This is a genomic window from Sinobaca qinghaiensis, from assembly GCF_003610495.1.
Lineage (GTDB): Bacteria > Bacillota > Bacilli > Bacillales > Marinococcaceae > Sinobaca > Sinobaca qinghaiensis.
This window is the reverse complement of the sequence record NZ_RAPK01000007.1, coordinates 618,745-643,028: the sequence shown is the minus strand read 5'-3', so window position 1 is coordinate 643,028 and position 24,284 is coordinate 618,745. Positions and strand designations below refer to the sequence as shown.

At 44.9% G+C, this 24,284-nt stretch carries 22 protein-coding genes; 17 read left to right on the top strand and 5 right to left on the bottom strand.

The features are described from left to right. Positions 1-305: IS3 family transposase (locus ATL39_RS07300; RefSeq protein WP_147419341.1), on the top strand; the 305-nt coding region annotated here is incomplete at its 5' end. A 184-nt stretch (positions 306-489) separates the two neighbouring features. On the opposite strand, the gene rpsD is transcribed toward ATL39_RS07300, so the two are convergent. The 3 genes from rpsD to hisJ all read right to left on the bottom strand — a co-directional run bounded on the left by rpsD (position 490) and on the right by hisJ (position 2,631). Further along, positions 490-1,092: a 30S ribosomal protein S4 gene (gene rpsD, locus ATL39_RS07295; protein WP_120192627.1), complete on the bottom strand. Its 603-nt coding sequence runs from the start codon at positions 1,090-1,092 to the stop codon at positions 490-492. Between the two features lie 247 nt (positions 1,093-1,339). Further along, a complete protein-coding gene (locus ATL39_RS07290; RefSeq protein ID WP_245960939.1) occupies positions 1,340-1,798 on the bottom strand; it encodes a GAF domain-containing protein in 459 nt (152 codons plus the stop codon). A 17-nt stretch (positions 1,799-1,815) separates the two neighbouring features. Beyond that, a complete protein-coding gene (gene hisJ, locus ATL39_RS07285; protein WP_120192625.1) occupies positions 1,816-2,631 on the bottom strand; it encodes a histidinol-phosphatase HisJ in 816 nt (271 codons plus the stop codon). Between the two features lie 278 nt (positions 2,632-2,909). On the opposite strand from hisJ, the gene ATL39_RS07280 reads away from it, so the two are divergent. The 12 genes from ATL39_RS07280 (at position 2,910) to argH (ending at position 18,888) form a co-directional block, all read left to right on the top strand. Further along, positions 2,910-4,598: a septation ring formation regulator EzrA gene (locus tag ATL39_RS07280; RefSeq protein WP_120192624.1), complete on the top strand. Its 1,689-nt coding sequence runs from the start codon at positions 2,910-2,912 to the stop codon at positions 4,596-4,598. Positions 4,599-4,725: 127 nt separating this feature from the next. After that, the gene (locus tag ATL39_RS07275) at positions 4,726-5,868 is read left to right on the top strand and encodes a cysteine desulfurase family protein (RefSeq protein ID WP_120192623.1); all 1,143 of its coding nucleotides are present in this window, start codon (positions 4,726-4,728) and stop codon (positions 5,866-5,868) included. After that, positions 5,869-7,074: a tRNA uracil 4-sulfurtransferase ThiI gene (gene thiI / locus ATL39_RS07270; RefSeq protein WP_120192622.1), complete on the top strand. Its 1,206-nt coding sequence runs from the start codon at positions 5,869-5,871 to the stop codon at positions 7,072-7,074. 23 nt (positions 7,075-7,097) lie between these two features. After that, a complete protein-coding gene (locus tag ATL39_RS07265) occupies positions 7,098-8,678 on the top strand; it encodes an amidohydrolase (protein WP_120192621.1) in 1,581 nt (526 codons plus the stop codon). Between the two features lie 59 nt (positions 8,679-8,737). After that, positions 8,738-9,751: a signal peptide peptidase SppA gene (gene sppA / locus ATL39_RS07260; RefSeq protein WP_120192620.1), complete on the top strand. Its 1,014-nt coding sequence runs from the start codon at positions 8,738-8,740 to the stop codon at positions 9,749-9,751. 15 nt (positions 9,752-9,766) lie between these two features. Continuing rightward, positions 9,767-10,363, top strand: coding sequence for an RDD family protein (locus ATL39_RS07255; RefSeq protein ID WP_245960938.1), 597 nt, complete (start codon positions 9,767-9,769; stop codon positions 10,361-10,363). 70 nt (positions 10,364-10,433) lie between these two features. After that, complete coding sequence (gene tpx / locus ATL39_RS07250; RefSeq protein ID WP_120192619.1) at positions 10,434-10,934, top strand: thiol peroxidase; 501 nt, start codon at positions 10,434-10,436, stop codon at positions 10,932-10,934. 174 nt (positions 10,935-11,108) lie between these two features. Continuing rightward, complete coding sequence (locus tag ATL39_RS07245) at positions 11,109-12,098, top strand: class I SAM-dependent methyltransferase (protein ID WP_120192618.1); 990 nt, start codon at positions 11,109-11,111, stop codon at positions 12,096-12,098. Positions 12,099-12,229: 131 nt separating this feature from the next. Then, a complete protein-coding gene (locus tag ATL39_RS07240; RefSeq protein WP_120192617.1) occupies positions 12,230-13,423 on the top strand; it encodes an acetate kinase in 1,194 nt (397 codons plus the stop codon). A gap of 133 nt (positions 13,424-13,556) precedes the next feature. Next, positions 13,557-15,935, top strand: a complete 2,379-nt coding sequence (locus tag ATL39_RS07235; protein WP_147419340.1) for a Lon protease family protein — start codon at positions 13,557-13,559, stop codon at positions 15,933-15,935. Between the two features lie 365 nt (positions 15,936-16,300). After that, positions 16,301-17,515 carry an argininosuccinate synthase gene (locus tag ATL39_RS07230; protein WP_120192615.1) on the top strand — a complete coding sequence of 405 codons (1,215 nt, stop codon included), beginning with the start codon at positions 16,301-16,303 and terminating at the stop codon, positions 17,513-17,515. Continuing rightward, entirely contained in the window at positions 17,512-18,888 is a 1,377-nt protein-coding gene (gene argH / locus ATL39_RS07225) for an argininosuccinate lyase (protein ID WP_120192614.1), read from the top strand. Before ATL39_RS07230 ends, argH begins: the two co-directional genes overlap by 4 nt. Before the next feature lie 86 nt (positions 18,889-18,974). On the opposite strand, the gene ATL39_RS07220 is transcribed toward argH, so the two are convergent. Beyond that, a complete protein-coding gene (locus tag ATL39_RS07220) occupies positions 18,975-19,436 on the bottom strand; it encodes a universal stress protein (protein ID WP_120192613.1) in 462 nt (153 codons plus the stop codon). Between the two features lie 175 nt (positions 19,437-19,611). On the opposite strand from ATL39_RS07220, the gene ATL39_RS07215 reads away from it, so the two are divergent. The 3 genes from ATL39_RS07215 (at position 19,612) to ATL39_RS07205 (ending at position 22,716) form a co-directional block, all read left to right on the top strand. Next, complete coding sequence (locus tag ATL39_RS07215; RefSeq protein ID WP_120192612.1) at positions 19,612-20,370, top strand: SDR family oxidoreductase; 759 nt, start codon at positions 19,612-19,614, stop codon at positions 20,368-20,370. Between the two features lie 77 nt (positions 20,371-20,447). Next, positions 20,448-21,131, top strand: coding sequence for a metal-dependent hydrolase (locus ATL39_RS07210; RefSeq protein ID WP_120192611.1), 684 nt, complete (start codon positions 20,448-20,450; stop codon positions 21,129-21,131). 274 nt (positions 21,132-21,405) lie between these two features. Beyond that, positions 21,406-22,716, top strand: a complete 1,311-nt coding sequence (locus ATL39_RS07205; protein WP_120192610.1) for a CBS domain-containing protein — start codon at positions 21,406-21,408, stop codon at positions 22,714-22,716. Between the two features lie 97 nt (positions 22,717-22,813). Here ATL39_RS07205 and ATL39_RS07200 read toward each other — a convergent pair whose 3' ends face one another. Beyond that, complete coding sequence (locus tag ATL39_RS07200; protein WP_170146864.1) at positions 22,814-23,134, bottom strand: YtpI family protein; 321 nt, start codon at positions 23,132-23,134, stop codon at positions 22,814-22,816. A 92-nt stretch (positions 23,135-23,226) separates the two neighbouring features. Here ATL39_RS07200 and ATL39_RS07195 point away from each other — a divergent pair, with 92 nt between their 5' ends. Beyond that, entirely contained in the window at positions 23,227-24,186 is a 960-nt protein-coding gene (locus ATL39_RS07195; RefSeq protein ID WP_245960937.1) for a DHH family phosphoesterase, read from the top strand. Positions 24,187-24,284 lie beyond the last annotated feature (98 nt).

Below are 24,284 nucleotides of genomic sequence, written 5' to 3'. Positions count from 1 at the left end.
CCATTCATTCAGACCAGGGCTGGCACTATCAGCACCGGGCCTGGACCACCTTGTTGAAAACCAACCGTGTGTTTGCCAGCATGTCCCGGAAAGCGACCTGCGCAGACAACGCCCCGATAGAAAATTTCTTCGGGCTGTTAAAACAGGAAATGTACTATGGAAAAGAGCTTGTCTCCTACGAAGAGCTCAAACAAAGGTTGGAAGCCTATATTCATTACTACAATCACGATCGGATCAAATTAAAATTGGCTGGCCAAAGCCCGGTGAAGTACCGAACATCGACCAGCCAACTCGCTGCATCATAAAACTTTAACTTTTAGGGGTCACTACCGTTTGGCTGCTTTTTTGTTTAGCTGTGGAAAACCAGGGAAAGAGCGTACTTTTTCATTTACCCTATGGCTGTGCCCTTAAAGGAGCGCCTGCTGGTTATTAAATAGAGTATGGACGATATAAAATAAAAAAAAGCAGCCGGACGGCTGCTTTTCTTTATTAACGGGAATACCACTCAACAATAAGGGCTTCCGTAATTTCTGCAGGAAGTTCAGAACGCTCTGGGTAACGATCAAGCGAACCTTCCATTTTTTCTTCGTCAAAGCTGACGAAGTCAGGCTTGTAGCTGTTTACATCCAAAGCTTCTTTAATAGAAGTAAGGTTGCGTGACTTTTCGCGAAGGCCGATAACCTGGCCTGGCTTTAAGCGGTAAGAAGGAATATCTACACGCTTGCCGTCAACAGTTACGTGGCCGTGGGAAACGAGCTGGCGTGAACCACGACGCGTACGTGCAAGACCGAGGCGGTACACGATGTTGTCAAGGCGTGCTTCAAGAAGAACCATGAAGTTTTCGCCGTGAACACCCTGCATTTTGCCTGCGATTTCGAAAGTGCGGTGGAACTGACGCTCATTTAAGCCGTACATGAAACGAAGCTTCTGCTTTTCCTGAAGCTGAAGGCCGTATTCAGTAAGCTTTTTGCGTTGTGTTGGTCCGTGCTCACCTGGTGCATAAGGTCTTTTTTCTAATTCTTTTCCTGTGCCGTTAAGAGAAATTCCATAACGACGTGACTTTTTCCAAGATGGTCCTGTATAACGTGACATACAAGTAATCTCCTTTATAATAAAATAGTTGAAAAAAGAGCAACGTTGGCAATCTCCCGCTATGCCCATTTTATTTTCATGTATCTTCACCTCGACAGCTGGAGGGTACGCAATACACCTTACACTCCTAAAGAGCATAGGAATAAAATGTAGAAATATCGAACATGGCAGGCTTACCCTGGCTGTCTTTTTGCACAAAGACCATTATATCCTTTTAAAGCTGTCAAGTCAATAGAAGGAAGGGATGTTAAATATGCTTTAAAAGAACAGCAGCAAATTCTTCCAAAATCTTCTGATCTTCTTCTGAAAAACGGTTTTGTTCCGGGCTGTCCACGTCGAGTACTCCGAGAAGGACACCGTTTTTTACAAGAGGTACGACAATTTCAGAAGCGGAGGCGCTGTCACAGGCAATATGACCCGGAAAGGCATGGACATCTTCAACGCGCTGCGTTTCAAACGTCTGAGCGGCCGTGCCGCATACTCCTTTTCCTATGGCAATACGAACGCAGGCTGGAAGACCCTGGAAAGGTCCTAGAATAAGTTCATCCTCTTTTTGGGAATACAAATAAAACCCGGCCCAGTTGACTGAAGAGAAATGCTCGTACAGTAAAGCAGAAGCATTGGCCAGGTTAGCTGTTTGATCGGTCTCTCCTTCTAAAAGGGCGTCAAGCTGTTTGTTTATGAGGTGCAGCGGGGCAATATGCATATTCATATCTCCTTTATTTATAAATGAATGTTTTTATCAATATAAAGATCCGTAACGCCTTGAAACAGCTCAGCGGGCTGATGGGCATCTGACCCGTATACAAGGGGAATCTGATGCTTAAGTGCTTCTTTTATGATCCATTCAGGTGGGTAGGGCTCCCTGCAGAGAGGCTTAGCCGTGCCTGCGCCGTTATAGTCAAGCTCCATATGCTGCTCTTTAACGGCATACAGAATCTGATGGACTAAATCGGCAGGGTACTGTTTCAGCGGGAATTTACGCTGGAATTTGTGAACGAGCGTCATGTGGCCCAGCCGTCCGGGTTTGAACGGCCCAAGATCCGCTTTCACAGACAGCAGAACCGTTTCAAAGTATAAACGAGCCGCAGCATCTGCTGACCCAGTCTGAGTTACTAATGAAGAAAAAAATTCAGGACTGTAATCCATGCAGGTATATTCTCCATCAGCTAACAGAAAATGAGTAGAAAGAATGCTGTCATCCAAATGCGGCCCATACGTAGTAAGAAACTGTTCTGTCTCTTTTTCATACCTTTCAATATAATCGACTTCCAGGCCGGTGAAGATCGTGATATCGTTTTTATAGGATTTTTTAATGTTTTCCAGCTTCATCAAATAAGCTTCCAGGTCTGATAAAGACATTGCGCTGTCTTTATCAGGTACAGTGTCAGTAAATCCCTCAGGCAGAGGAGCATGTTCGGCGAAAGTTAAAGTAGTTATTCCTCCTGCCGCAGCTTTTTCAATATACTCTTCCAGAGAGTGGGACGTGCCGTGGGGACAGAATGGCGTATGGACGTGGCCATCGCGCTTTGGGTTCATAAGACTTCATCCTTCCCGGATTTATAATACCGGATAATATTTCTGAAATATTTATGTAACGAACTCTCACACGAGAGCCTTTACATGTTATCATAAAGTCATTGATTAAAAAAATAAACAAACCATGAATACATGTTTTCTGATAGAAGCTTATGTTCTTTGACAGAGAAGAAACAACAGCTGCCATATTGATTCATGTATACATATAAAAGCACGAGCAGTGCCGCATTAAAAATATAATTCAAACATATGTTGTTGAAACTGGAGTGAAAAATGGAATGGAGTTTATCCTTTTAGCTATTTTGGTGATTGTTGTAGCTGTTGTTATTTATGGAACCCTCTCAAGAAGAAAAATATACAAAGATGTAGACAGGCTGGAAAATTGGAAAATCGAACTGGGAAGCCGGCCGGTCGCAGAAGAAATTGCTAAAGTAAAAGGATTGAAAATTTCCGGAGAAACGGAAGAAAAATTTGAACTTTGGCGTAAAGACTGGGATGATATCGTCGGCACACACATTCCTGATATTGAAAAAGCTCTCTTTGATATTGAAGAGCAGGCCAATAAATATCGGTTTGGAAAAGCGAGAGAGCTGGTTACGGCGGTAGAGAACCAGCTTCAGGATATAGAAGCGCAGATAGACGTTATTTTTAAAGAAGTCGATGAGCTTGTGCACAGCGAGAAAGAAAATGAAGCAGGGATTTCTGAAACACAGGCAAAATTTGACGCGATGTCAAGGCACCTTCTGCAGCACTCTCTGTCACTTGGAAAAACAGCACCGGTTTTTGAGGAACGAAAAACGGAAATGAAGCAGGCACTGGTTTCGTTCGAAGAAGACCGGGAGGCAGGCAATTACACATCAGCCCGACAGACGCTGAAACAGGTCGATCACGATCTGGAAGTACAGAACGCCCAGATGAAGGAAATTCCCGTTTTACTAAAAGACCTGGACATGGAACTGCCTTCTGAACTCAGGGAACTGCAGCGCGGTGTAGAGAACATGGAAGGCCAGGGCTATCCGCTCGGACATCTCTCGTTATACGAGCAGATTGAAGAATATAAACAGGAACTGCCCGCTTTAAAAGAAAGCTGTGAAGAGTTTGAGCTGGAAAAAGTAAAAGACAGAATTGAAGAAATAAGAAGTTTCATGGAAGCAACCTACGAAATGCTTGAAAAAGAGGTTGATGCCCGCGGGGCCGTACAGGCAGAAATACCGCAGCTTGAAGAACAGCTGAGAAAATTAAAAGAAAAGCTGGCAGACCTTCAGCGCGAAGAAGCGAAGGTTGAAGTCAGCTACTTAATTCCAATGGAAGATAAAGAGCAGCATGACAGACTGGCAGTGAAAATGGACGATACGATTAGAAACTGGCGTTTATTCCAGGATGCTAATCTTAACCGGACCCAGACGTTTTCGGAACAGCGCAGCCAGCTTGAAAAACACCGTAAGGAATGGAGCGGCCTTACGAAAGAAATTCAGCAGCTCAAAGACAGACTGTACACGCTTCGTAAAGACGAAAAGAAAGCACTGGACACTTTTGCTTCCGTAAAGCGCCAGCTGCTGGAAGATGAAATGCTTCTGCAGCGTTCGTTTATGCCGAGAATTCCATCCCCGCTTTTAAATGACCTGGATGATGCGGATGAGAACGTAAAAGCAGCAGAACAGACATTGGATGAAGTGCCGGTGGAAATTGCCCGCGCCAATGCAGATGTCGATGAAGCAGACAAGAGTGTACGCCGCTTTCATCAGCGCCTGATCGCCACGCTTGAGCAGGTCAGAATGGCGGAGCTTGCCATTCAATATGGAAATCGTTACAGAAGCAGCGATGCTGAGCTCCATGAGCAGTTCAAAGAAGCAGAAAAGCATTTCCATAAAGGCCGTTACGATGACGCTGTTAATACAGCTGTCGGGGCAATGGAAAAGAAGAATTCAAATATACGTGAAGTGCTGCTGGAGTTTGGAAAGCAGTAGAAGAAAAAGCCGTCTCTGGCAGACGGCTTTTTTTGTTTCGCGAAAACGTACATCATGCAGGAAATGTGGTAGGATATTACGTTGAGAAGAGTATAATGAACGAAGAAAAATAGAAAGGCAGGACGCCATGATTTATTTAGACAACAGCGCAACAACAAAGCCTTGGCCGGAAGTGATGGAAACATTTATAAAAGCTTCCGGGGACTATTTCGGCAACCCCTCCTCTATGCACCAGCTGGGAAAGGATGCGGGCATTCTGCTGAGTAAAGCAAGGGACTCCGCTGCCTCTATGCTTGGCGTGGAGGCCGAAGAAGTTATATTCACGTCAGGCGGCAGCGAATCGAATGCTCTGGCAGTTCAGGGTACGATGAAGGCTCTTGCTTCCAGGGGGAAGCATGCCGTTACTACAGTAATGGAACATCCGTCCGTATTAAAGCAGTTTCAGGACCAGGAAAAACAGGGAGCTGAAGTGACGTATTTACAGCCTGGATCTGATGGTCGTATCACTGCTTCACAGGTTATACAAGCTCTGCGTAAAGATACTGTACTTGTATCTATTATAAGAGTACAAAATGAAATAGGAACCGTGCAGCCGATAGAAGAGATAGGGCGGGAGCTGGCGGCATTTCCTAAAATATATTTTCACACAGATGATGTACAGGGAGCCGGAAAGCTGCCTATTGACCTGACCTACGTCGATCTGTACTCCCTTTCTTCCCATAAATTTCACGGAGTAAGAGGAGCGGGGATTCTTGTAAAGAAAAAAGGGAAAAATCCGGCGCCGCTGATAATGGGAGGCGCCCAGGAAAACGGAATGAGAGCGGGTACGGAAAATGTTCCGGCGGCTGCGGCCATGGTGAAAGCCCTCCGTTTAAGCCGGGAAGCTTATCAGGCATCGAATGGAAGGCTGCGGGAGCTGCATAACAAGATGACGAATCATTATCAGGGGATGACAGGAGTGGAAATTAATACACCTGCATCCGGCAGCGTGCCGTATATTTTAAATATTTCTGTTAAGCACTCCAAGCCGGAAGCTATAGTAGAGGAGTTATCCGGCCGCGGAATTTATATATCATCAAAGTCTGCGTGCTCTTCTAAAGAAAAAAACACTGATTCAGTACTTGGCGCATGCGGCTATACGAAAGAGCGTGCAGAAACAGCCCTTCGAATCAGTTTAAGTGCAGAAACGACAGAACAGGATATAGATGAGCTGCTTAGAGCATGCAGCAGCATCTTTCCTGCTGTTCAATTAGTTGTAGGAGGAAAATAAATGATATTTGATCATATAATCGTGAGGTACGGGGAACTTGCTTTAAAGGGACAGAACAGAAAGTTGTTCGAAAAACAGCTTTTGCACAATATCCGCCAGGTGATAACTGCTTTTCCGGATGTGAAAGCAAAAAGAACCTATGGCAGAATTATCATTGAACTGCATGGAGAAAATGGCTCAGAAGTAGCGGAAAAAATCCGTTTTGTTTTTGGTATTTCTTCTTTAAGTCTGGCAGCAAAAGCGGAAAACAGCATCGAGTCCATACGCAGTACAGCTTTAGCTGTATTTAAAGCTTACGATGGATCAAAAAATACATTCAAAGTGAGCGCAAGAAGAGCGTACAAAAATTTCCCGGTATCTTCGCAGAAAGTAAATCCAGCCGTCGGTGGATGGATACTAGAACATACTGAAGAAACGTCGGTCGATGTCCATCAGCCGCAGGTAGAACTAACTATTGATATTAGAGAACAGGGAACGTATATCAGCTGCGGACGGATTTCCGGTGCTAAAGGTCTTCCGGTTGGATCCGGAGGCCGCGGCCTGTTAATGCTCTCCGGCGGTATCGACAGCCCGGTAGCGGGTTATCTTTCTCTAAAACGAGGCGTTACGATTGAAGCAATTCATTTTCACAGTCCGCCTTATACAACCAGCCATGCCCTTCAGAAAGTAAAAGATGCAGCCGAAGTGCTGTCGGCATACGGGGCGGATATCAGGCTGCACATTGTTCCTTTTACCAGTATTCAAACAGGCATCAGGGACCATATTCATTCAAGCTATCAAATGACGGTGACGAGAAGAATGATGCTTCGCATCGCTGAGAAAGTAGCTGGAAGAGAAAATATCCAGGCGATTATCAATGGGGAGAGTATCGGCCAGGTAGCATCCCAGACGATTGAGAGCATGTATACTATTAATGAAGTAACAACTATGCCGGTTATCCGGCCGCTGGCCGCCATGGATAAAGAAGATGTAATGGAACTGGCAGAAACCATTGGTACCTATCCTATATCAATTCGTCCATATGAAGACTGCTGCACGATTTTTCTTCCGACAGACTCTGTTACAAAGCCCCTGAGGGGGAAAGCCTCCCGCTTTGAAAACCATTTTCATTACGAACCTCTCGTGGAAGAGGCGGTGCAGCAAACAGAAACGATAACGATATCTGCTTCGGCCGCATCGGCAGGCGGCATTGATTCACTTCTTTAATTAAATACAGGGAGGAAATAGCAATGGGAACACTCTGGCACGGCGGGACAATCTATACGATGAAACAAGAAGGCGACAAGACGGAAGCGGTTTACACAGAAGCGGAAGAAATAATTATGACCGGCTCCGTAGAGGAATTGAAAAAAAAGTACGCTGGTCAAATAGACCGGGAGGAAGATCTGGAAGGTGCCGTTCTTTATCCGGGATTCACTGACAGTCATCTCCATATGATCGGCCTCGGGGAAACAATGCTCACTCTTGATTTATCCGGATGTGAAACAGCAGAGGAAATGCAGCGGCTGATCGTTGATAAAGCAGCTCTCCTGAAGGAAGGCGAATGGCTTATAGGAGAAGGCTGGAATGAAAATAAGTTTCCGGATCGTAAAATTTTTCATAAGCAGGAGCTTGATCAGCTGGCGCCGCATAACCCGATGATTCTGACACGGATCTGCCGTCATGCAGCGCTTGCTAATACCGAAGCGCTGAAGAAGGCTTCCATACATGAAGAGACACCCGATCCTCCGGGCGGAATGATCGTTAAGGATGCCAAAGGAACGCCTACCGGTTATCTGCTCGATCAGGCTGCCGATATGGTTAAAGAGGTAATGCCGCCTGTTACGAAAGAGTATTTGGAAAAGGCGCTTACGCTTGCAGTTGATCACATGCTTTCGATGGGTTTAACAGGCGGACACACGGAGGATTTAAATTATTACAACAGCTTTCAAGAAACGTATGAAACGTTTTACAAAGTGCTGGGAGAAAAAAGAGCGCTTCGTGCAAACCTGCTCGTGCACCACGAAGTAGCAGAGGAACTGTTTGCAGAAGAGCCCCCTGTACATCCGTTTGTAACGTTTGGCGCAGTGAAAATATTTTCAGACGGTGCACTGGGAGGGCGGACTGCCTGGCTGAAAAAGCCCTACAATGATGCTCCGGATACTTCTGGTATGGCTATACACAGCGAAAATGATTTTTTGGCTATTGTCAGGCGGGCAAGAGAAGCCGGAAAAGAAGTAGCGGTACATGCTATAGGTGACAGGGCACTGGAACTGGTAGTTACTGCAATGGAAAAGTATCCGGTGCCGGCCGGGAAAAGGGATCGAATTATTCACGTACAGGTAGCAGATAAGCCGCTGATTAACCGTTTGAAACAGCTGTCTGTCATTTTGGATCTGCAGCCAAGCTTTGTGCTCTCCGATTTTCCCTGGGTCGAAGAAAGACTTGGGTCCGCAAGAATGCCTTATTCGTTTGCGTGGAAAACCCTGCTGGATGAAGGTCTTATCTGTGCAGGAGGATCAGATGCTCCGATAGAATCCGCAGATCCGTTGGAAGGGATCTTTGCTGCCGTGGCGAGACGGCGTCCGGACGAATCACATGACGGCTATATGCCGGACCAGAAACTGTCTGTATTTGAGGCAGTTCGTCTATACACGAGAGGAAGCGCGGAAGCTGTCGGTCTTGAAGAAGAGCTGGGCTGTATTGCTCCCGGATATAAATCTGATTTTACCGTACTGGATCAGGACTTATTTTCCATCCCGGTAAACGCTATATTAAGCACAAACGTAATCGGCACTGTTGTAGGTGGAAGCTGGCAGTATAGAAGATAATGGAAAGACGCTGGAAATAACGAAATGCCTGTGAGAGAATAGCAAAGAGGAGGGATAGCATGAATTTTAAAAGATGGATTGCGTTGGTAATAGCAGCCATTGTTATTGTTGTTTCCATTGGATTTCAGGCAGTTTCCTCTCTTGCAAGCGCTAATTGGAGCGAATTTGCAGGAGGAGGAAGCCAGACCGGAGGAATGGAAGGAATTGAAGAAGAAGAGCTCCAGGCGGGAGATGGCTCCGGGAATACAATTGCCGTGCTCGACCTGCAGGGTGTGATCCAGGATACTGGGGAAGGCTCGCTGTTTGATGCAGGCGGCTACAATCACCAGGAGTTTTTACACATGCTGGAACAGGCAGGAAGCTCTAATGACGTGGATGGAATTATTCTAAAAGTGAATACTCCAGGCGGCGGTGTAGTGGAGAGTGCAGAAATACACGACGCAATTGTCAGCGTTCAGGAGGAACACGAGAAGCCGGTGTATATTACGATGGGAAACCAGGCAGCATCGGGCGGTTATTACATAGCAGCTCCTGCTGACAAAATTGTGGCCCACCCTGCTACAATCACAGGCTCAATAGGCGTTATTATGCAGAGCATCAACTATTCCGAGCTGGCAGATAATATTGGAATTGAAGAAAATTCCATTACCAGCGGAGAGTTCAAAGACATTATGTCTCCAGGAACAGAAATGACAGAAGAAGATGAAGCAATTCTTCAATCCATAGTAGATGACATGTACGATGATTTCGTTCAGGTTATCGTTGACGGCCGGGGTATAAACGAAGAAGAAGTCCGCGAAATCGGAGACGGACGTATTTATACCGGCGAACAGGCCCGGGATCTTAATCTCATTGATGAACTTGGCACGATGGATGATACGATAGCGTTTATGGAAGAAGAACAAGATCTGGAAGGAGCCCGCGTTGTACAGTATGGAGCTGGATTTTCCGTTAATTCATTTGTAGGAGCAGGAGCGAGAAGCCTGTTTGTTCAAGATGCGGAACTGCTTGGTATAAAAGAACTTCTGACCACATCTAATTCTCCACGGGCTATGTATTTATACACGGACTAGAGAGGAGGGGTGACAGTGGCTGATGATAAGAAACACGAGGATGAAACTCGGGAACCGGACCAGTTAAAAGATAATGAATCACATCCGGCAGAAAACACAGAAAGACATAACGATACAGCCGGCGGTGAAGAAGAACATTCGTCAAAAGACAGAACTTCTTCCAATCCGGCAGAAGGAATTAAACCGCTGCAGCGCTACGCTGGTTTTTGGATGAGATTCTGGGCTTATTCTGCAGACCTGCTGATCGTTTTTGCGGTAAATGGTATTCTGCTCAGTCCGCTTGCGTTTTTTAATGCAGGATCGGTTTCGCTTTTGGAATTCTTTACGATTCAGGGCCTGTTAAGCGGACTCGTTATGTACTTGTATTTTTTGATTATGACAAAAATAACCGGGCAGACGCTTGGAAAAATGATTTTCGGACTTAAAGTAGTGCGAAAAGATATGCTGCCTCTTCGCTGGAGTGACTTATTTTTCAGGGAAGTAGTCGGCCGTCTGATTCACCGGCTGCTCGTGTTTACTAATGTTTTGTATCTGGTGGTGGCTTTTACAGATGAAAAGCAGGGAATTCATGATATTTTCTCTGATACGAGAGTAATTCACGCTGAAAAATAAGAGCGGCCGTTTATTCATTTAGGATAACAGGGTATAGTACTAATTAGACTAACTTACAGGAGGAATTTCCATGACCAACGTTACATTTAAAGGAAGCCCGGTTACGCTTCGAGGTGCGGAAGTAAATGAAGGCGACCTCGCCCCGGACTTCAGCGTTCTTGCAAATGATTTATCCGAAGTGAAAATGTCCGATTTCGAAGGGAAAGTGCGCTTAATCAGCGTCGTACCTTCTATTGATACAGGTACATGCGACAAGCAGACCAGACGGTTTAATGAAGAAGCGGCTGAGCTTGATAATGTACAGATATTAACGATCAGCAACGATCTTCCGTTTGCGCAGAAGCGCTGGTGCGCGGCAGCGGGAATAGATAATATACAAGTAGTATCTGATCATCGTGATCTATCTTTTGGTGAAAGCTACGGCGTTGTGATCGATGAGCTGCGTCTGCTGGCACGCTCCGTATTCGTTATAGACAGCGAAGGAGTAGTTGCTTATAAGCAGATTGTACCGGAAGTATCCGAACATCCTGATTATGAAGCAGCACTAAAGCATGCTAAAAGCCTGATTTAATAAGAATTGATCATAAAGAAGCCTCTACAATGTTGTAGAGGCTTTTATGATGCGGGGATTACATTATTTTTAAACAGCCGTCGGCTTCAATGGTGGAGGATCGACTTAAGGTCTGATATACTATCACACGTTATGAAGCAAGGGTACGAGGCATGAATTATGGGAGGAAAGAAAATGGCAGAACAAACGAATACAGAAGCGTTATATGAGTGGATCGATCAAATGACCGGGGCGGTGCAGCAAAGCCTGGGCTTAACTTATTTGGAAGCATTGGCGGAAGCCGGAGAAAATCTTCTTCAGCAGGAGGTTGTTCAGTCGCTTCCCGACGAACAGAAAAAGGAGCTCCAGAAAAAGCTTGAAGCTGGCCTTCCGCCTGAAATGAAACGTGAAGAGATAAGAAAAGCCTTCCAGCTGGCCGTTATAAAGGGAATGAAAGAAAATGTGCAGCCGCATCATGCGATGACGCCGGACGCGGTAGCTATGTTTATGGGTTATCTGGCAGAAAAGCTGACAGCTAAAAAAGAAATAAAAGCTGTAATGGATCCTGCTGTAGGAACAGCCAACCTGCTTACGGCAGTGTTAAATCAGCTGAATAAAGAGGTAGTGGCATACGGGGCAGAGGTAGACGAAACCCTGCTGAATATTGCCTACGTTCTTTCCAACCTGCAGGAACACACCGTAGAACTGTTTCATCAGGACAGCATTGAAAAGCTACCGGAGATTCCGGCAGATCTCGTTGTTACCGACCTTCCTGTAGGATATTATCCTAAACAGGAAGCAGCAGCGCAGTATGAATTAAATGTAACAGGCGACCAGCCTTACGTGCATCATCTTATGATAGAAAGCACGTTAAAGGAATTAAAAGAAAATGGAGTCATGCTCCTGCTTGTGCCAAACTTTATTTTCGAGAGCGATCAGTCGGAGGATCTGCAGCGCGTCATTAAAAAATATGCATTTACTCTGGGGCTGCTGCAGCTTCCGGGTTCCATGTTTAAAGATCAGCAGTTTGCCAAAAGTATTTGGATTATACAAAAAAGAGGTCCGAATGTCAGACAGCCCGGACAGGCACTGCTTGCAGAAATGCCCTCATTTTCAAACCGCGAAGCAATGATAGAAATGATGAAAAGTATTGACAACTGGTTTAAAGAAGAAGGATTTTCTTAATGCACTGCGATAGGAACCGCTTACAAATATAAGCTTGAATGGCCTGATGCAATAGGGTTTTCTTGCTTTTTATCTGTTGAAATGTTTAAATAGAAAAGGTTTGAAAGAAAGTAGAAAAAGGGGCGCTTTACATGCCGAAAATTATGGCTATCAATGCTGGGAGTTCATCGTTGAAATTCCAGCTCCTTCATATGCCGGAAGAGAAAATTATTGCAAAAGGTTTAGTAGAACGGATTGGAATGGATGGTACAGTGATGGCGATTGAATTTGATGGGGAAGAACACACTGTTCATCCCGCTATCAATGATCATGCTGACGCTGTAAGAGAAATGCTTGCGTTTTTGACTGAAAAAGAAATTATTCAATCACTCGATGATATTAATGGAATCGGTCACCGGGTCGTCCATGGTGGCGAGAAGTTCTCCGCTTCTGCTTTAATGACCGATGACATGATAGCGGAAATTGAAAAGCTGAGTGAATTGGCTCCTCTTCATAATCCGGCGAATATTATGGGAATTAAAGCATTTAAACAGGTGCTTCCGAATGTTCCTTCTGTGGCAGTATTTGACACGGCTTTTCATCAAACGATGAAAAAGGATAAGTATTTATACAGTATTCCTTATGAGTATTATGAAAAATACGGTATCCGTAAATACGGTTTTCATGGCACGTCCCACCAGTATGTAGGAGAAAGAGCTGCGGCGATGCTTGGCAAAGACGAAAAAGATGTCAAAATTATTTCCTGCCATATTGGAAATGGTGCGAGTATTGCTGCAATAGACGGAGGAAAGTCCGTGGATACATCGATGGGCTTTACCCCGCTGGCAGGCGTAACCATGGGGACTCGGTCTGGAAACCTGGATCCTGCTCTTATTCCGTATATCATGGAAAAAGCAGGCAAAAGTGCAGAGGAAGTTATTCACGTATTGAACAAAGAGAGCGGCATGCTTGGATTGAGCGGGTTCTCAAGCGATCTTCGTGATATCGATGAAGCAGCCAAAGGTGGAAATGAACGCGCCGAGACAGCAATGAACGTATTTGCTTCACGTATCCATAAATATATCGGTGCGTATGCTGCAAGCATGAACGGGGTAGATGCTGTTGTCTTTACGGCAGGCGTCGGCGAAAACAGCATCACCGTAAGAGAAAAAGTAAGCAGAGGGCTTGGCTTCATGGGTATTCATTTCGATGAAGAACGAAACCAGACACGGGGAAAAGAAGCAGAAATCAGTGCAGAAAATTCTCCCGTTAAAATCTTTGTTATTCCAACCAATGAAGAAGTAATGATCGCACGGGACGCTCTGGCGTTCAGCGGGCAGCAGTAGAGTAATAAATATAAACCGGCACCTTTACTGGCAGTCACCTCTGCCAATAAGGGTGCCGGTTTTTTTTCAGGAATGCAGGAAATACACCCGTCGGAGAGAAAGGTATATACATACCAAAAAAGGAGTGATTGTATTGATCTGCCGTCAAGATTTAATTCTGTCTCCGGAACAGTTAGCTGCAAGGTGTGATCCGGATAGTTTCTCTTTCGAAACAACAAAGGAACTAAAAAAAACACCTATTGAACTAATTGGACAGGGGCAGGCCCAGGAGGCTATGGAATTTGGCCTGCAGATGAAGCATGACGGCCATCACATCTTTTTAGCCGGTCCGGGCGGTACCGGAAGAACGACATTTGCCCGATTAAAAACAGAGCAGGCTGCAGTAAAGCAGGCCGCTCCTGCCGATATTGTTTATATACATAATTTTGATTTTCCAAGCACTCCGGCTTTTATCGAGTTTCCGGCAGGGGAAGGGAATCTGTTTGCCGCTCATCTAGAAGAAATGATGAATGAAATCAAGGAGGAAATTAACAAAGCGCTGACTGGCGACAGCTTTGAACAGCAGAAAATGAACATGGCGCAGATACAGGAAAACGAACTTCACGATAAATGGCAGGAATTAGAAAAAAGAGCACTGGATCAGCAGTTCGCACTGGATAAAAAGCAGCAGGGAGTAGTAGCTGTACCGCTGACAAAGGAAGGGGTGCCTCATTCTGAGGAGTCTTTTCAGGAACTGGACGAAACCACGAAGCAGAAAATAATGGAGAAAAGCAAAATTCTTACGAAAGATGTGAATGCTACGTTAAGACAGCAGCAGATCATGCGCCGGTCCATTAAAAAGAAGTGGCAGGATGCAGAAGAACTGATGGTCGGCCGCGCGGTCTACGGGCCTATTGAAGAAATGATAGAGGCTTATACTGGTGTACCGAAAGCTGTTGCGTATATAGAAAATATCCGAAGTGAAATAATAAAAAAATGGAAGACATTGTTTCATGAAAAAGATGAAAAAAACAGAGGAGATATTCCAGTCATATTTTCGGTCAATGTCCTGGTCAGCCATAAAAAAGAACAGGGCGCTCCTGTGATTTATGAAACGTACCCTTCCTATGCCAACCTGTTTGGAAAAGTGGATCAGAAACCAGTGCTGCCGAGTTTGGAGACAGACTTCAGCATGCTTACAGGCGGAGCCCTTCATAGAGCAAATGGAGGCTTTCTTATTTTGGAAGCGGCTGAGCTGTTGTCCCATCCATACAGCTGGCAGGCTCTAAAGCAGATGCTGCGGTCCGGGCTGCTGAGGATGGAAGCTCTGGCTGATGAAGCGGCTGGTGTTTCCCGAAGCCTTCTAAAACCGGAACCGCTGCCGGTTAATATGAAAGTCATTTTAATCGGTACGGCTTCCTTGTTTGATTATCTTTTTCAGACGGATGAAGTATTTCGAAAGCTGTTCCGCGTCAAGGTTGAGTTTGAAACTAGTATGGATCGTACGTTCAGGCATATAGAGGAATATGCGGCTTTTATTGCCTATATCTGCCGCCGGAATCAGCTTCTGCATGTGCATAAACAGGCGCTGGCTAAAATCATCGACTACAGCACGCGCCTTGTTAATGACAAAAGAAAGCTGTCGGCACGCTTTCATCTCATCGCAGAGTTATTAATGGAGGCGGATTACTGGGCGCGTAAAGACGAAGCGGCTTTCATTAAGGCGGAACATATAAAGCGTGCCCGGAATGAAAAACAAAGCAGAACCAATCAAATGGAAAAATTAATGCAGGACGCGATTGATGAAGGTACGATTATGATATCCACAGATGGGAAGGCAGTCGGCCAGATTAATGCCCTTGTTGTCTCCAAAAGAGGAGAGCTGTCATTTGGGCTGCCTACAAGAGTTTCCGCCAGAACGTACGTCGGCCGAAACGGAATCGTTAACATAGACCGGGAATCTTTTTTAACCGGGCCGATCCATACGAAAGGGCTGCACATTCTTTCCGGCTATCTGCAGGCAGAATTTGCACAGGATGATCCACTGCCTTTGGCGGCAAGCATTACTTTTGAACAATCGTATAACATGGTAGATGGAGATAGTGCATCAAGTACGGAACTTTATGCCCTTCTGTCTTCTCTGGCACAAATCCCGCTTAGACAGGACATTGCGGTTACCGGCTCTGTTAACCAGTTTGGGGACGTGCAGCCAATCGGCGGCGTCAATGAAAAAATCGAAGGGTTTTACGCTGTATGTAAACGAAGAGGATTAAGCGGTACACATGGGGTGATAATCCCAAAGCTCAACAGCAGAAACCTGATGCTGCGTAATGAAATAATTGAAGCGGTAGAGAAGGGACTTTTTCATATTTGGGCTGTATCTTCTATAAAAGAAGGAATGGAAATTTTAACCGGTGTTCCCGGGGGAGAAAGAACGGCGGATGGATTGTATGAAAAGCAAAGTGTATACGGAATGGTGCAGCAGCGTATTACCGCAATGGTGAATAAAATGAAGAAAATAGATAGAAAATAGTAAAAAGACGATTTATATTAGCTTTTATAACATATAATGCAGTTTTTATGCATGATGGTTTATAAAGCGAAAAGATAAATAAATAAATAATCGGCATAAACCCTCTATTTATAAAGGAAATATACTGATTTTTAACAAACGCTGTAGATTCAAAAATAAATTTTTATGCTTTTTTATGAATAAGTGTTGCAAAAGCGAATAGAAGTTGTTAAAGTAATAAATAGCAAAGGACGCCGCTGAGAGCGTGCCAAAGTAAGAGGATAAAACCTCTTATATTTTTTGCAGGCGAATGTATAAAAATAATAAAGTCAGTATGAATATTCAATCACACATGGATAAGAGTTATATAAATGGAGGGAAAGAGAATGGCAAAGAAAAAAGTAGTATTAGCATATTCCGGAGGACTTGATACATCGGTGGCAATTCAATGGCTGAAAGATAACGGCTACGACGTTATTGCAGTAGGATTGGACGTAGGAGAAGGAAAAGACCTTCAGTTTGTAAAAGATAAAGCGTTGAAAGTCGGCGCAATTGAATCAATCAGCATCGACGCGAAAAAAGAATTTGCGGAAGATTTTGTACTTCCCGCTATGCAGGCACACGCAATGTATGAATTGAAATACCCGCTCGTTTCAGCTCTATCGAGACCGCTTATTTCCAAAAAGCTTGTTGAAATCGCAGAAGAATACAATGCAGATGCGGTAGCTCACGGCTGTACAGGAAAAGGGAACGACCAGGTAAGATTTGAAGTTTCCATTCAGGCACTGAACCCTAACCTGGAAGTTATTGCTCCAGTAAGAGACTGGGGATGGTCAAGAGATGAAGAAATTGACTATGCCAAGCAGCACAATATTCCAGTTCCTGTGGATCTTGACAATCCTTATTCCGTAGACCAGAACTTATGGGGAAGAAGCAACGAGTGCGGCATTCTCGAAGATCCTTGGGCTACACCGCCGGAAGGTGCTTATGATTTAACTACACCGCTTGAAAAAACGCCGGACGAAGCGGATATTATTGAAATTGAATTCAAACAGGGCAAGCCCGTCGCTATCGATGGTAAAGCGTATGAACTTGATGAGCTCATTCTTCATCTGAACGACGTAGCAGGCAAGCACGGCGTCGGCAGAATTGACCACGTGGAAAACAGAATGGTCGGCATTAAGTCCAGAGAAATTTACGAATGCCCTGGTGCTACTACGCTTTTAACTGCTCATAAAGAACTTGAAGATATTACGCTTCCTAAAGAAGTAGCACACTTCAAGCCGGTTATAGAAAAGAAAATTGCCGAGCTTATTTATGAAGGTCTCTGGTTCTCCCAGCTTAGATCAGCTCTTCTTGCTTTCCTTGAAGAAACGCAGACCAGCGTTACCGGCCTGGTAAGAGTTAAGCTGTTTAAAGGACATGCTATTGTAGAAGGAAGAAAATCCGACTTGTCCCTTTATAACGAAAATCTTGCCACCTATTCTACGGGTGACGAATTTGATCACAGTGCAGCAGTTGGATTTATCAGCCTATGGGGCCTTCCAACAAAAGTTCACAGCCAGGTTAATAAAAACGGTGTGAAGGGTGTTAATGTATGACAAAGCTTTGGAGCGGAAGATTTACGAAAACAGCAGAAGAATGGGTGGATGCCTTTGGGGCATCCATCTCTTTTGATAAAGAGCTGGTAGAAGAAGATATTGAAGGAAGCCTGGCTCACGTGGAAATGTTGAATAAAACCAGTATTCTAACAGACGAAGAAACCGGGAAGATTAAAAAAGGACTGCAGAAAGTAAGAGAAAAGGCGAGAGCCGGTGAATTGGAGTACAGCGTTCAAAACGAAGACATTCATTTGAACATTGAGAAATTCCTAACCGATGAAATCGGTCCGCTCGGCGGTAAGCTTCATACGGGCCGGAGCCGGAACGACCAGGTGGCAACCGACATGCACCTGTATTTAAACAAGCAGACAAAGGAAATTATAAAAAGTTTAAAAAATATGCAGACGGCGCTTGTAACCCAGGCGGAAGCGCATGTAGAAACAATTATTCCCGGGTACACCCATTTGCAGAGGGCCCAGCCGATATCTTTTGCCCATCATCTGATGGCGTATTTCTGGATGCTTCAGCGTGATGTTGATCGTTTTGAAGACAGCTTAAAGCGTGTGAATCTGTCACCGCTTGGAGCTGGGGCGCTGGCGGGAACGACGTTTCCTATCGACCGCCACTATTCAGCGGAGCTGCTCGGGTTTGACGGAATTTACGAAAACAGCCTCGATGCCGTAAGCGACCGGGATTTTATTATTGAGTTTATGAGTGCCTCAGCAATGAGTATTATGCATCTATCCAGACTCGCAGAAGAGATGATTCTCTGGTCCAGCCAGGAATTCCGCTTTGTGGAGCTTGATGATGCATTTGCTACCGGCAGCAGTATTATGCCGCAAAAGAAAAATCCGGATATGGCGGAGTTAATCAGAGGGAAAACGGGCAGAGTCTATGGCAATTTATTCTCTATGCTTACCCTCTTAAAAGGCCTCCCGCTTGCGTATAATAAAGACATGCAGGAAGACAAAGAGGGCATGTTTGATACGGTGCGCACAATAAAAGGGTCATTAAACATTTTTACCGGCATGATTGAATCGATGACGGTCAATACAGAAGTTATGAATAAAGAAACCCACTCTGATTTTTCCAATGCTACAGAGCTGGCTGATTACCTGGCGACCAAAGGTATGCCGTTCCGGGAAGCTCATGAAGTAGTTGGAAAACTGGTGCTGACCTGCATTCAACAGAATATTTTTCTATTGGACCTCTCTCTGGAAGAGTATAAAGCAGCAAGCTCTCTGTTCGAAGACGATATTTATGAAGTGTTAAAGCCTTCTACAGTAGTATCAAGAAGAAACAGTGCAGGCGGAACAGGATTTGACCAGGTTCGTCATGCGATTGGCCTTGCCAAAGGAAAACTGGCAGAATAATGAACTCAAAAAAAGCCTTCACCATTCAAATTGGTGAGGGCTTTTTGTGTCTTCAACATAGATTTCAGTCGGTTCTCAGGCCGTAGTTACGAAGGAGGCTGATCAGGATGATTCGCTGTACGTACGATAAGAACATCGCACTTTGCCTGTCTGGCAATAGCCTCTGATACACTCCCTATAAATATACGCTCTACGGCGTTCAGGCCTGTTGCTCCTGTAATAATTAAGTCCGTTTTTGTTTTTCGGGCAATATCTTTTGGTATTTTTACTTTTGGGGAACCAAAATCGAGCACCGTTGTTACATCGGTTAATCCTGCGTCTTTCGCTTCTGCTGCATATTTGTCCAAAAGGTCCTGGCCGTATCCTTCCGCCCGGGCAACAACTGCCCTGTCATAATGCTCGACCGTAGCGAAAGTACGGGTGTCAATAATATGAGCAATAGTTAACGCTGCCTTGTATTCGTCCGCAAGCTCCATCGCTTTTTTGAATGCAGTTTTTGCCTCCTGCGAACCGTCTACGGCTACTAGTATATGCTGGTATTTGCCCATGGTCATCCTCCTTTTGAAGAGTGTACGACAGTAGATACCTTTAGTATATCACATGGATGAAAGCGCTGAACATGAGCACAATATTTTTACGGAAGCCCGAAAGCATAGTATGATGATAAAGGATATTGAACAGGAAAGTATACATAGAAAGATCGTGTTATGAGGAGGACTAATCATGCGCCATGCACTAGTTACAGCAGGATCAAAGGGACTGGGGCGGAAAGTAACAGACATGCTGCTGGAAAAGGGCTACTCTGTTACCATCAGCTACAGAAATGACAAAAAAGCGGTGGAGAAATTAAAGGCGGACTGGGCCGGGGCAGAGGAGCGTCTGCAGTGTATAAATGCAGATATTACAAAACCTGCTGATATTAAACAGCTGGTTCAGAAAGCGAAAGAACAATTCGGCAGGATTGATCTGCTGATTAATAATGCAGGACCGTATATTTTTGAACCAAAAAAGCTGATGGATTATGAGCCGGAGGAATGGCACGAGATGATAGAAGGAAATCTGAGCTCTATGTTCTATCTTTTAAAGGAAACAGTACCGATTATGAGAGAACAGCACTATGGCAGAGTTATAGCGTATGGTTTTCAGGGAGCCGGGCAGGCGCCCGCGTGGCCCTATCGTTCGGCATACGCAGCCGCTAAATCGGGCCTTTCCTCTCTTGTGAAAACCACAGCGGTGGAAGAGGCGGAAAATGGGATAACGATAAATATGGTATGCCCGGGCGTCATTACATCGGAGTACAAAGAAGCCGGCATAGAAGATGCCAGACCGGTAAAGGACAACAGTATTCCAGTGGGACGTCCGAGTACCGGCGGGGATATAGCCCGGACGATTTTATTTTTATGTGAAGAAGACTCCGATATGATTACCGGTACGGTGATGGAAGTGACCGGCGGGGTGGACGTATTACATAAGCGCAGGTAACTTTTGTTTAAAATTCGTAGAAGAAAGGTATACAAAAGGGAGAAATAAATCGAGACAGAACAAAAGGAGTGTTGACGTTGAAAGTAACCTACCATGGACATTCAGTAGTGAAAATTCAAACGAACGGCAAAACCATTCTAATTGATCCTTTTATTACGGGAAACGGTTTAACAGATCTTGAGGCAGAGAAAGTGGAAGCAGATGTGATTCTGCTGACACATGGTCATAATGATCATCTCGGCGATACAGAAGATATTGCAAGAAGAAGCGATGCGCTGATCGTAGCGCCGTTTGAGCTGGCTACTTATTTAGGATGGAAAGGTCTTAACACCCACCCTATGCATATTGGCGGAGCCTATACGTTTGATTTTGGAAAAGTGAAATTCACCCAGGCTTTTCATGGTTCCTCCTTTATGGACGAAGAAACGCAGACCATTACGTATATGGGTATGCCGGCCGGAATCCTTTTTGAAGCTGAAGGAAAAACCATTTATCATATGGGGGATACCGGGTTGTTTTCCGATATGAAAATGATAGGTGAACGCAATAACATTGATCTGCTGTTTGTCCCAATCGGCGATAACTTTACGATGGGACCGGAAGACGCAAAACAGGCAGTAGAGTGGATAGGACCGAAATTCACGGTACCGATTCATTACAACACGATGCCGCCGATTAAGCAGGATCCGGAAGCTTTTGTTTCTTCCATTTCCCCGGCTGAGGGAGCTGCATGGAGTGCCGGCGAAGGCACCGACTTATAAAAACTGTAACAGGATGAAGCTGTTTTCCGGAGACGGAAAGCAGCTTTTTTTCGTTACATGAATAGAACAGGTTTTCCAAAGCTCCGTTTTCAGGAGCAGCTGTATTAATAATGAGTGGCGGAAAAGCCGGCTGTTTTATACAGCGGACAGAAGAAACACCTGACAGAAAGAGGTTAGTTGAATTGTATATAACAGAAACGTATAATAAGAGTAATACAGTTTGAAACGATAAAGAAAAAAGGTATAGAGGTTTGGGAAAAGAGGAGGCTTGAACATGACAACAAAGCATGAACAAATTCTCCACCATATTACGGATCTGGATGTGGGAGAGAAAATATCGGTGCGGCGGATAGCGAAAACGCTGGAGGTAAGTGAAGGTACCGCTTACCGGGCTATTAAAGAAGCAGAAAATCAAGGGCTTGTCAGCACAATCGAGCGGGTTGGGACCATACGTATTGAAAAGAAGCAAAAAGAAAACATAGAAAAACTTACCTATGCAGAAGTGGTCAATATTGTAGACGGACAGGTGCTGGGTGGACGTAATGGACTCCATAAAACGCTGAATCGATTTGTAATCGGCGCGATGAAGCTGGAAGCGATGATGCGGTACGTAGAAGCCGGGAATCTGCTGATTGTTGGAAACCGCTATCAGGTGCATAAGCTGGCCCTGGAGGCAGGAGCAGCTGTGTTGATTACGGGCGGGTTTGATACAAACGAAAATGTTATCACGCTTGCCGATGAACTCGGACTTCCGGTCATTACGACAAGCTACGATACCTTTACGGTTGCAACGATGATTAACCGGGCCATTTATGATCAGTTAATTAAAAAAGAAATTGCGATTGTGGATGATATTCTCATTCCTCTTCAGGATACGTATTACATGACAACCGACAATACGGTTGATAAATGGCATGAAATGAACGGACGTACCGGCCACAGCCGTTATCCGGTAATCAGTGAAGATATGAAAGTGCAGGGAATGGTAGCAGCCAAAGATGTTCTTGGAGCGCAGATGACAACTCCAATCGAAAAAGTAATGACTAAATCCCCCATTACCGTAAATGAGCGGACAAGTATCGCTTCTGTCGCCCACGTCATGGTATGGGAGGGGATTGAACTTCTCCCTGTTATTGATGATCACCGTCACCTCCTTGGCGTGATCAGCCGCCAGGATGTGCTCAAAGCGCTGCAGATGGTACAGAGACAGCCGCACGTAGGAGAAACGATTGAAGACCTCGTTACAAGTCGTTTTCATGAAACGGAACCGGGCTCGGAATATGTATATAAGTGTGAGCTGAGTCCGCAGATGACCAATCATCTTGGAATGATCTCCTATGGCGTTCTGACCACTCTTGTAACGGAAACAGGCAGTCGTCTGCTGAAGCAGTACAAACGCGGCGACATTTCTGTAGAGAATATTACAATCTATTTTATTAAGCCTGTACAAATTGAAAGTACAATTGATTTAAAAGGGAAAATGCTTGATGTAGGAAGAAAAAATGGGAAAATTGATGTAGAGCTTTACCATAAGGGTGCTATTGTTGGAAAAGCATTAATGATGGCACAGCTGCTAGATCGATAAGTACAGCGGGGCAGACAGAGCAGTTTTTAAGACCATAAAAAACAGGCAGCCGGTTTCTGTAAGAACGGCAGCCTGTAAATGGCGGTATACAAAATAATTAAGAAGGTTCCCGTTGATTACGCTCCTGCTCAACTTCTTTAGCAGCATAAGGCTTGTATAATTTATAAGCCCGCATGCCAAGCAGAATATTTGCTGCTCCGAGAAGGGTAAATATGCTTCCAATAATAATATCCACAAGGCCGCGGTTCGTAAACAACAGCAGCAGCCCTACTGAAGCAAGCGCTGTGCCGAGGCTGATATTTGCTTTAGTCTGCGTCCACCGTTTCAGGCCGGGAGAAGAGGCACGGAACGCTTTTACTTTTTGAAAAAGGTAGAATGCCGCAGAAACGACAATCAGAATAATAAAAAACTGGGACAAGTAAATCTCTCCTTTCTTAGCAGCTTCATTGTACCTTTTTATAAAGACCGTCCGCAATACTCACTACAGAACATTAGAAAAGGAGAATTAGTATGAGCAGTATAATGCAGCAAATATATGAAGCGATACAAAGCTATGAGAACATTGTTATTTTAAGGCATGAAAAGCCGGATCCGGACGCCCTTGGCTCACAGGGAGGTCTTGCCGCTTTAATCAAGCATAACGAACCGGCAAAGCATGTAGTCATGCAGGGGGAGGACGAGCCGGGCCTCTCTTTTCTAGTGTCTATGAGTGAAGAAACAGCAGCCCTGCTTGAAAAGTCCCTGTATATTATCTGTGATACAGCAAATAGAGAACGAATAGATGGAAGCGGATGGGATAAAGCAGGACAGATGGCTAAAATTGACCACCATCCCGAAGTGGACGTATATGGAGAGCCTTCCTGGGTGGATACCAAATCAAGCTCGACGTGCGAAATGATGATGTCTTTTGCACTGTGGCTCAAAGAAGAAAAAGCCTGGGAGATCCCGGCGGAAGCCGCCCGGCTTTTCTACGCGGGCATTATCGGCGATACGGGGCGCTTCCAGCATTCCAACACAACTCCAAAAACGCTGCAGATGGCTGCGGAAGCATTGAAGTATCCAATTGATCCGGCTTCCCTTTTTGCCGGATTCTACAGCAGTGAAGAAACGCTCGTCCGTCTTAAAGGAAAAGTGCTGTCTGACTTTGAACTATCTGCGAACGGTGTAGGAGTGATGTATTTAACGCAGTCTCTTCTCAAGGAATATAACGTAACCATAAACGGCTCCTCTGCACTGATGAATGTGTTCGCTGATGTGGAAGGCATTAAAGCGTGGGTTTTCTTCGTGGAAAATGAAGATGGCAGCTATCGGGTAAGGCTCCGCTCTAAAAGAATAGTTATCAATGAATTAGCCGCCCGTCATAACGGGGGCGGACATCCTAATGCTTCCGGGGCAAAAGCAGAGGATCTGGCAGAAACAAAAGCAATCATAGAAGAGTTAAACAGTCTCTGTCAGGAGCAGCAGACTTAATCCTTTGAAATGAAACATTTTTACTCACTGGCCGCCTTTTATAAGGCGGCTTTGTGCCATGTAGATTTCTTGTTTTTGGAAAAAAAGCGGGGCATACT

Excerpts from the sequence above, each read along its gene's own strand:
- ATL39_RS07240 (WP_120192617.1), top strand. The coding sequence starts at position 12,230 with ATGCCGAAAATTATGGCTATCAATGCTGGGAGTTCATCGTTGAAATTC.
- ATL39_RS07205 (WP_120192610.1), top strand. The coding sequence starts at position 21,406 with ATGACAACAAAGCATGAACAAATTCTCCACCATATTACGGATCTGGAT.
- ATL39_RS07245 (WP_120192618.1), top strand. The coding sequence starts at position 11,109 with ATGGCAGAACAAACGAATACAGAAGCGTTATATGAGTGGATCGATCAA.
- ATL39_RS07220 (WP_120192613.1), bottom strand. The coding sequence starts at position 19,436 with ATGGGCAAATACCAGCATATACTAGTAGCCGTAGACGGTTCGCAGGAG.
- ATL39_RS07265 (WP_120192621.1), top strand. The coding sequence starts at position 7,098 with ATGGGAACACTCTGGCACGGCGGGACAATCTATACGATGAAACAAGAA.
- argH (WP_120192614.1), top strand. The coding sequence starts at position 17,512 with ATGACAAAGCTTTGGAGCGGAAGATTTACGAAAACAGCAGAAGAATGG.
- thiI (WP_120192622.1), top strand. The coding sequence starts at position 5,869 with ATGATATTTGATCATATAATCGTGAGGTACGGGGAACTTGCTTTAAAG.
- ATL39_RS07195 (WP_245960937.1), top strand. The coding sequence starts at position 23,227 with ATGAGCAGTATAATGCAGCAAATATATGAAGCGATACAAAGCTATGAG.
- rpsD (WP_120192627.1), bottom strand. The coding sequence starts at position 1,092 with ATGTCACGTTATACAGGACCATCTTGGAAAAAGTCACGTCGTTATGGA.
- ATL39_RS07230 (WP_120192615.1), top strand. The coding sequence starts at position 16,301 with ATGGCAAAGAAAAAAGTAGTATTAGCATATTCCGGAGGACTTGATACA.
- sppA (WP_120192620.1), top strand. The coding sequence starts at position 8,738 with ATGAATTTTAAAAGATGGATTGCGTTGGTAATAGCAGCCATTGTTATT.
- ATL39_RS07275 (WP_120192623.1), top strand. The coding sequence starts at position 4,726 with ATGATTTATTTAGACAACAGCGCAACAACAAAGCCTTGGCCGGAAGTG.
- ATL39_RS07215 (WP_120192612.1), top strand. The coding sequence starts at position 19,612 with ATGCGCCATGCACTAGTTACAGCAGGATCAAAGGGACTGGGGCGGAAA.
- ATL39_RS07280 (WP_120192624.1), top strand. The coding sequence starts at position 2,910 with ATGGAGTTTATCCTTTTAGCTATTTTGGTGATTGTTGTAGCTGTTGTT.
- ATL39_RS07290 (WP_245960939.1), bottom strand. The coding sequence starts at position 1,798 with ATGCATATTGCCCCGCTGCACCTCATAAACAAACAGCTTGACGCCCTT.
- hisJ (WP_120192625.1), bottom strand. The coding sequence starts at position 2,631 with ATGAACCCAAAGCGCGATGGCCACGTCCATACGCCATTCTGTCCCCAC.
- tpx (WP_120192619.1), top strand. The coding sequence starts at position 10,434 with ATGACCAACGTTACATTTAAAGGAAGCCCGGTTACGCTTCGAGGTGCG.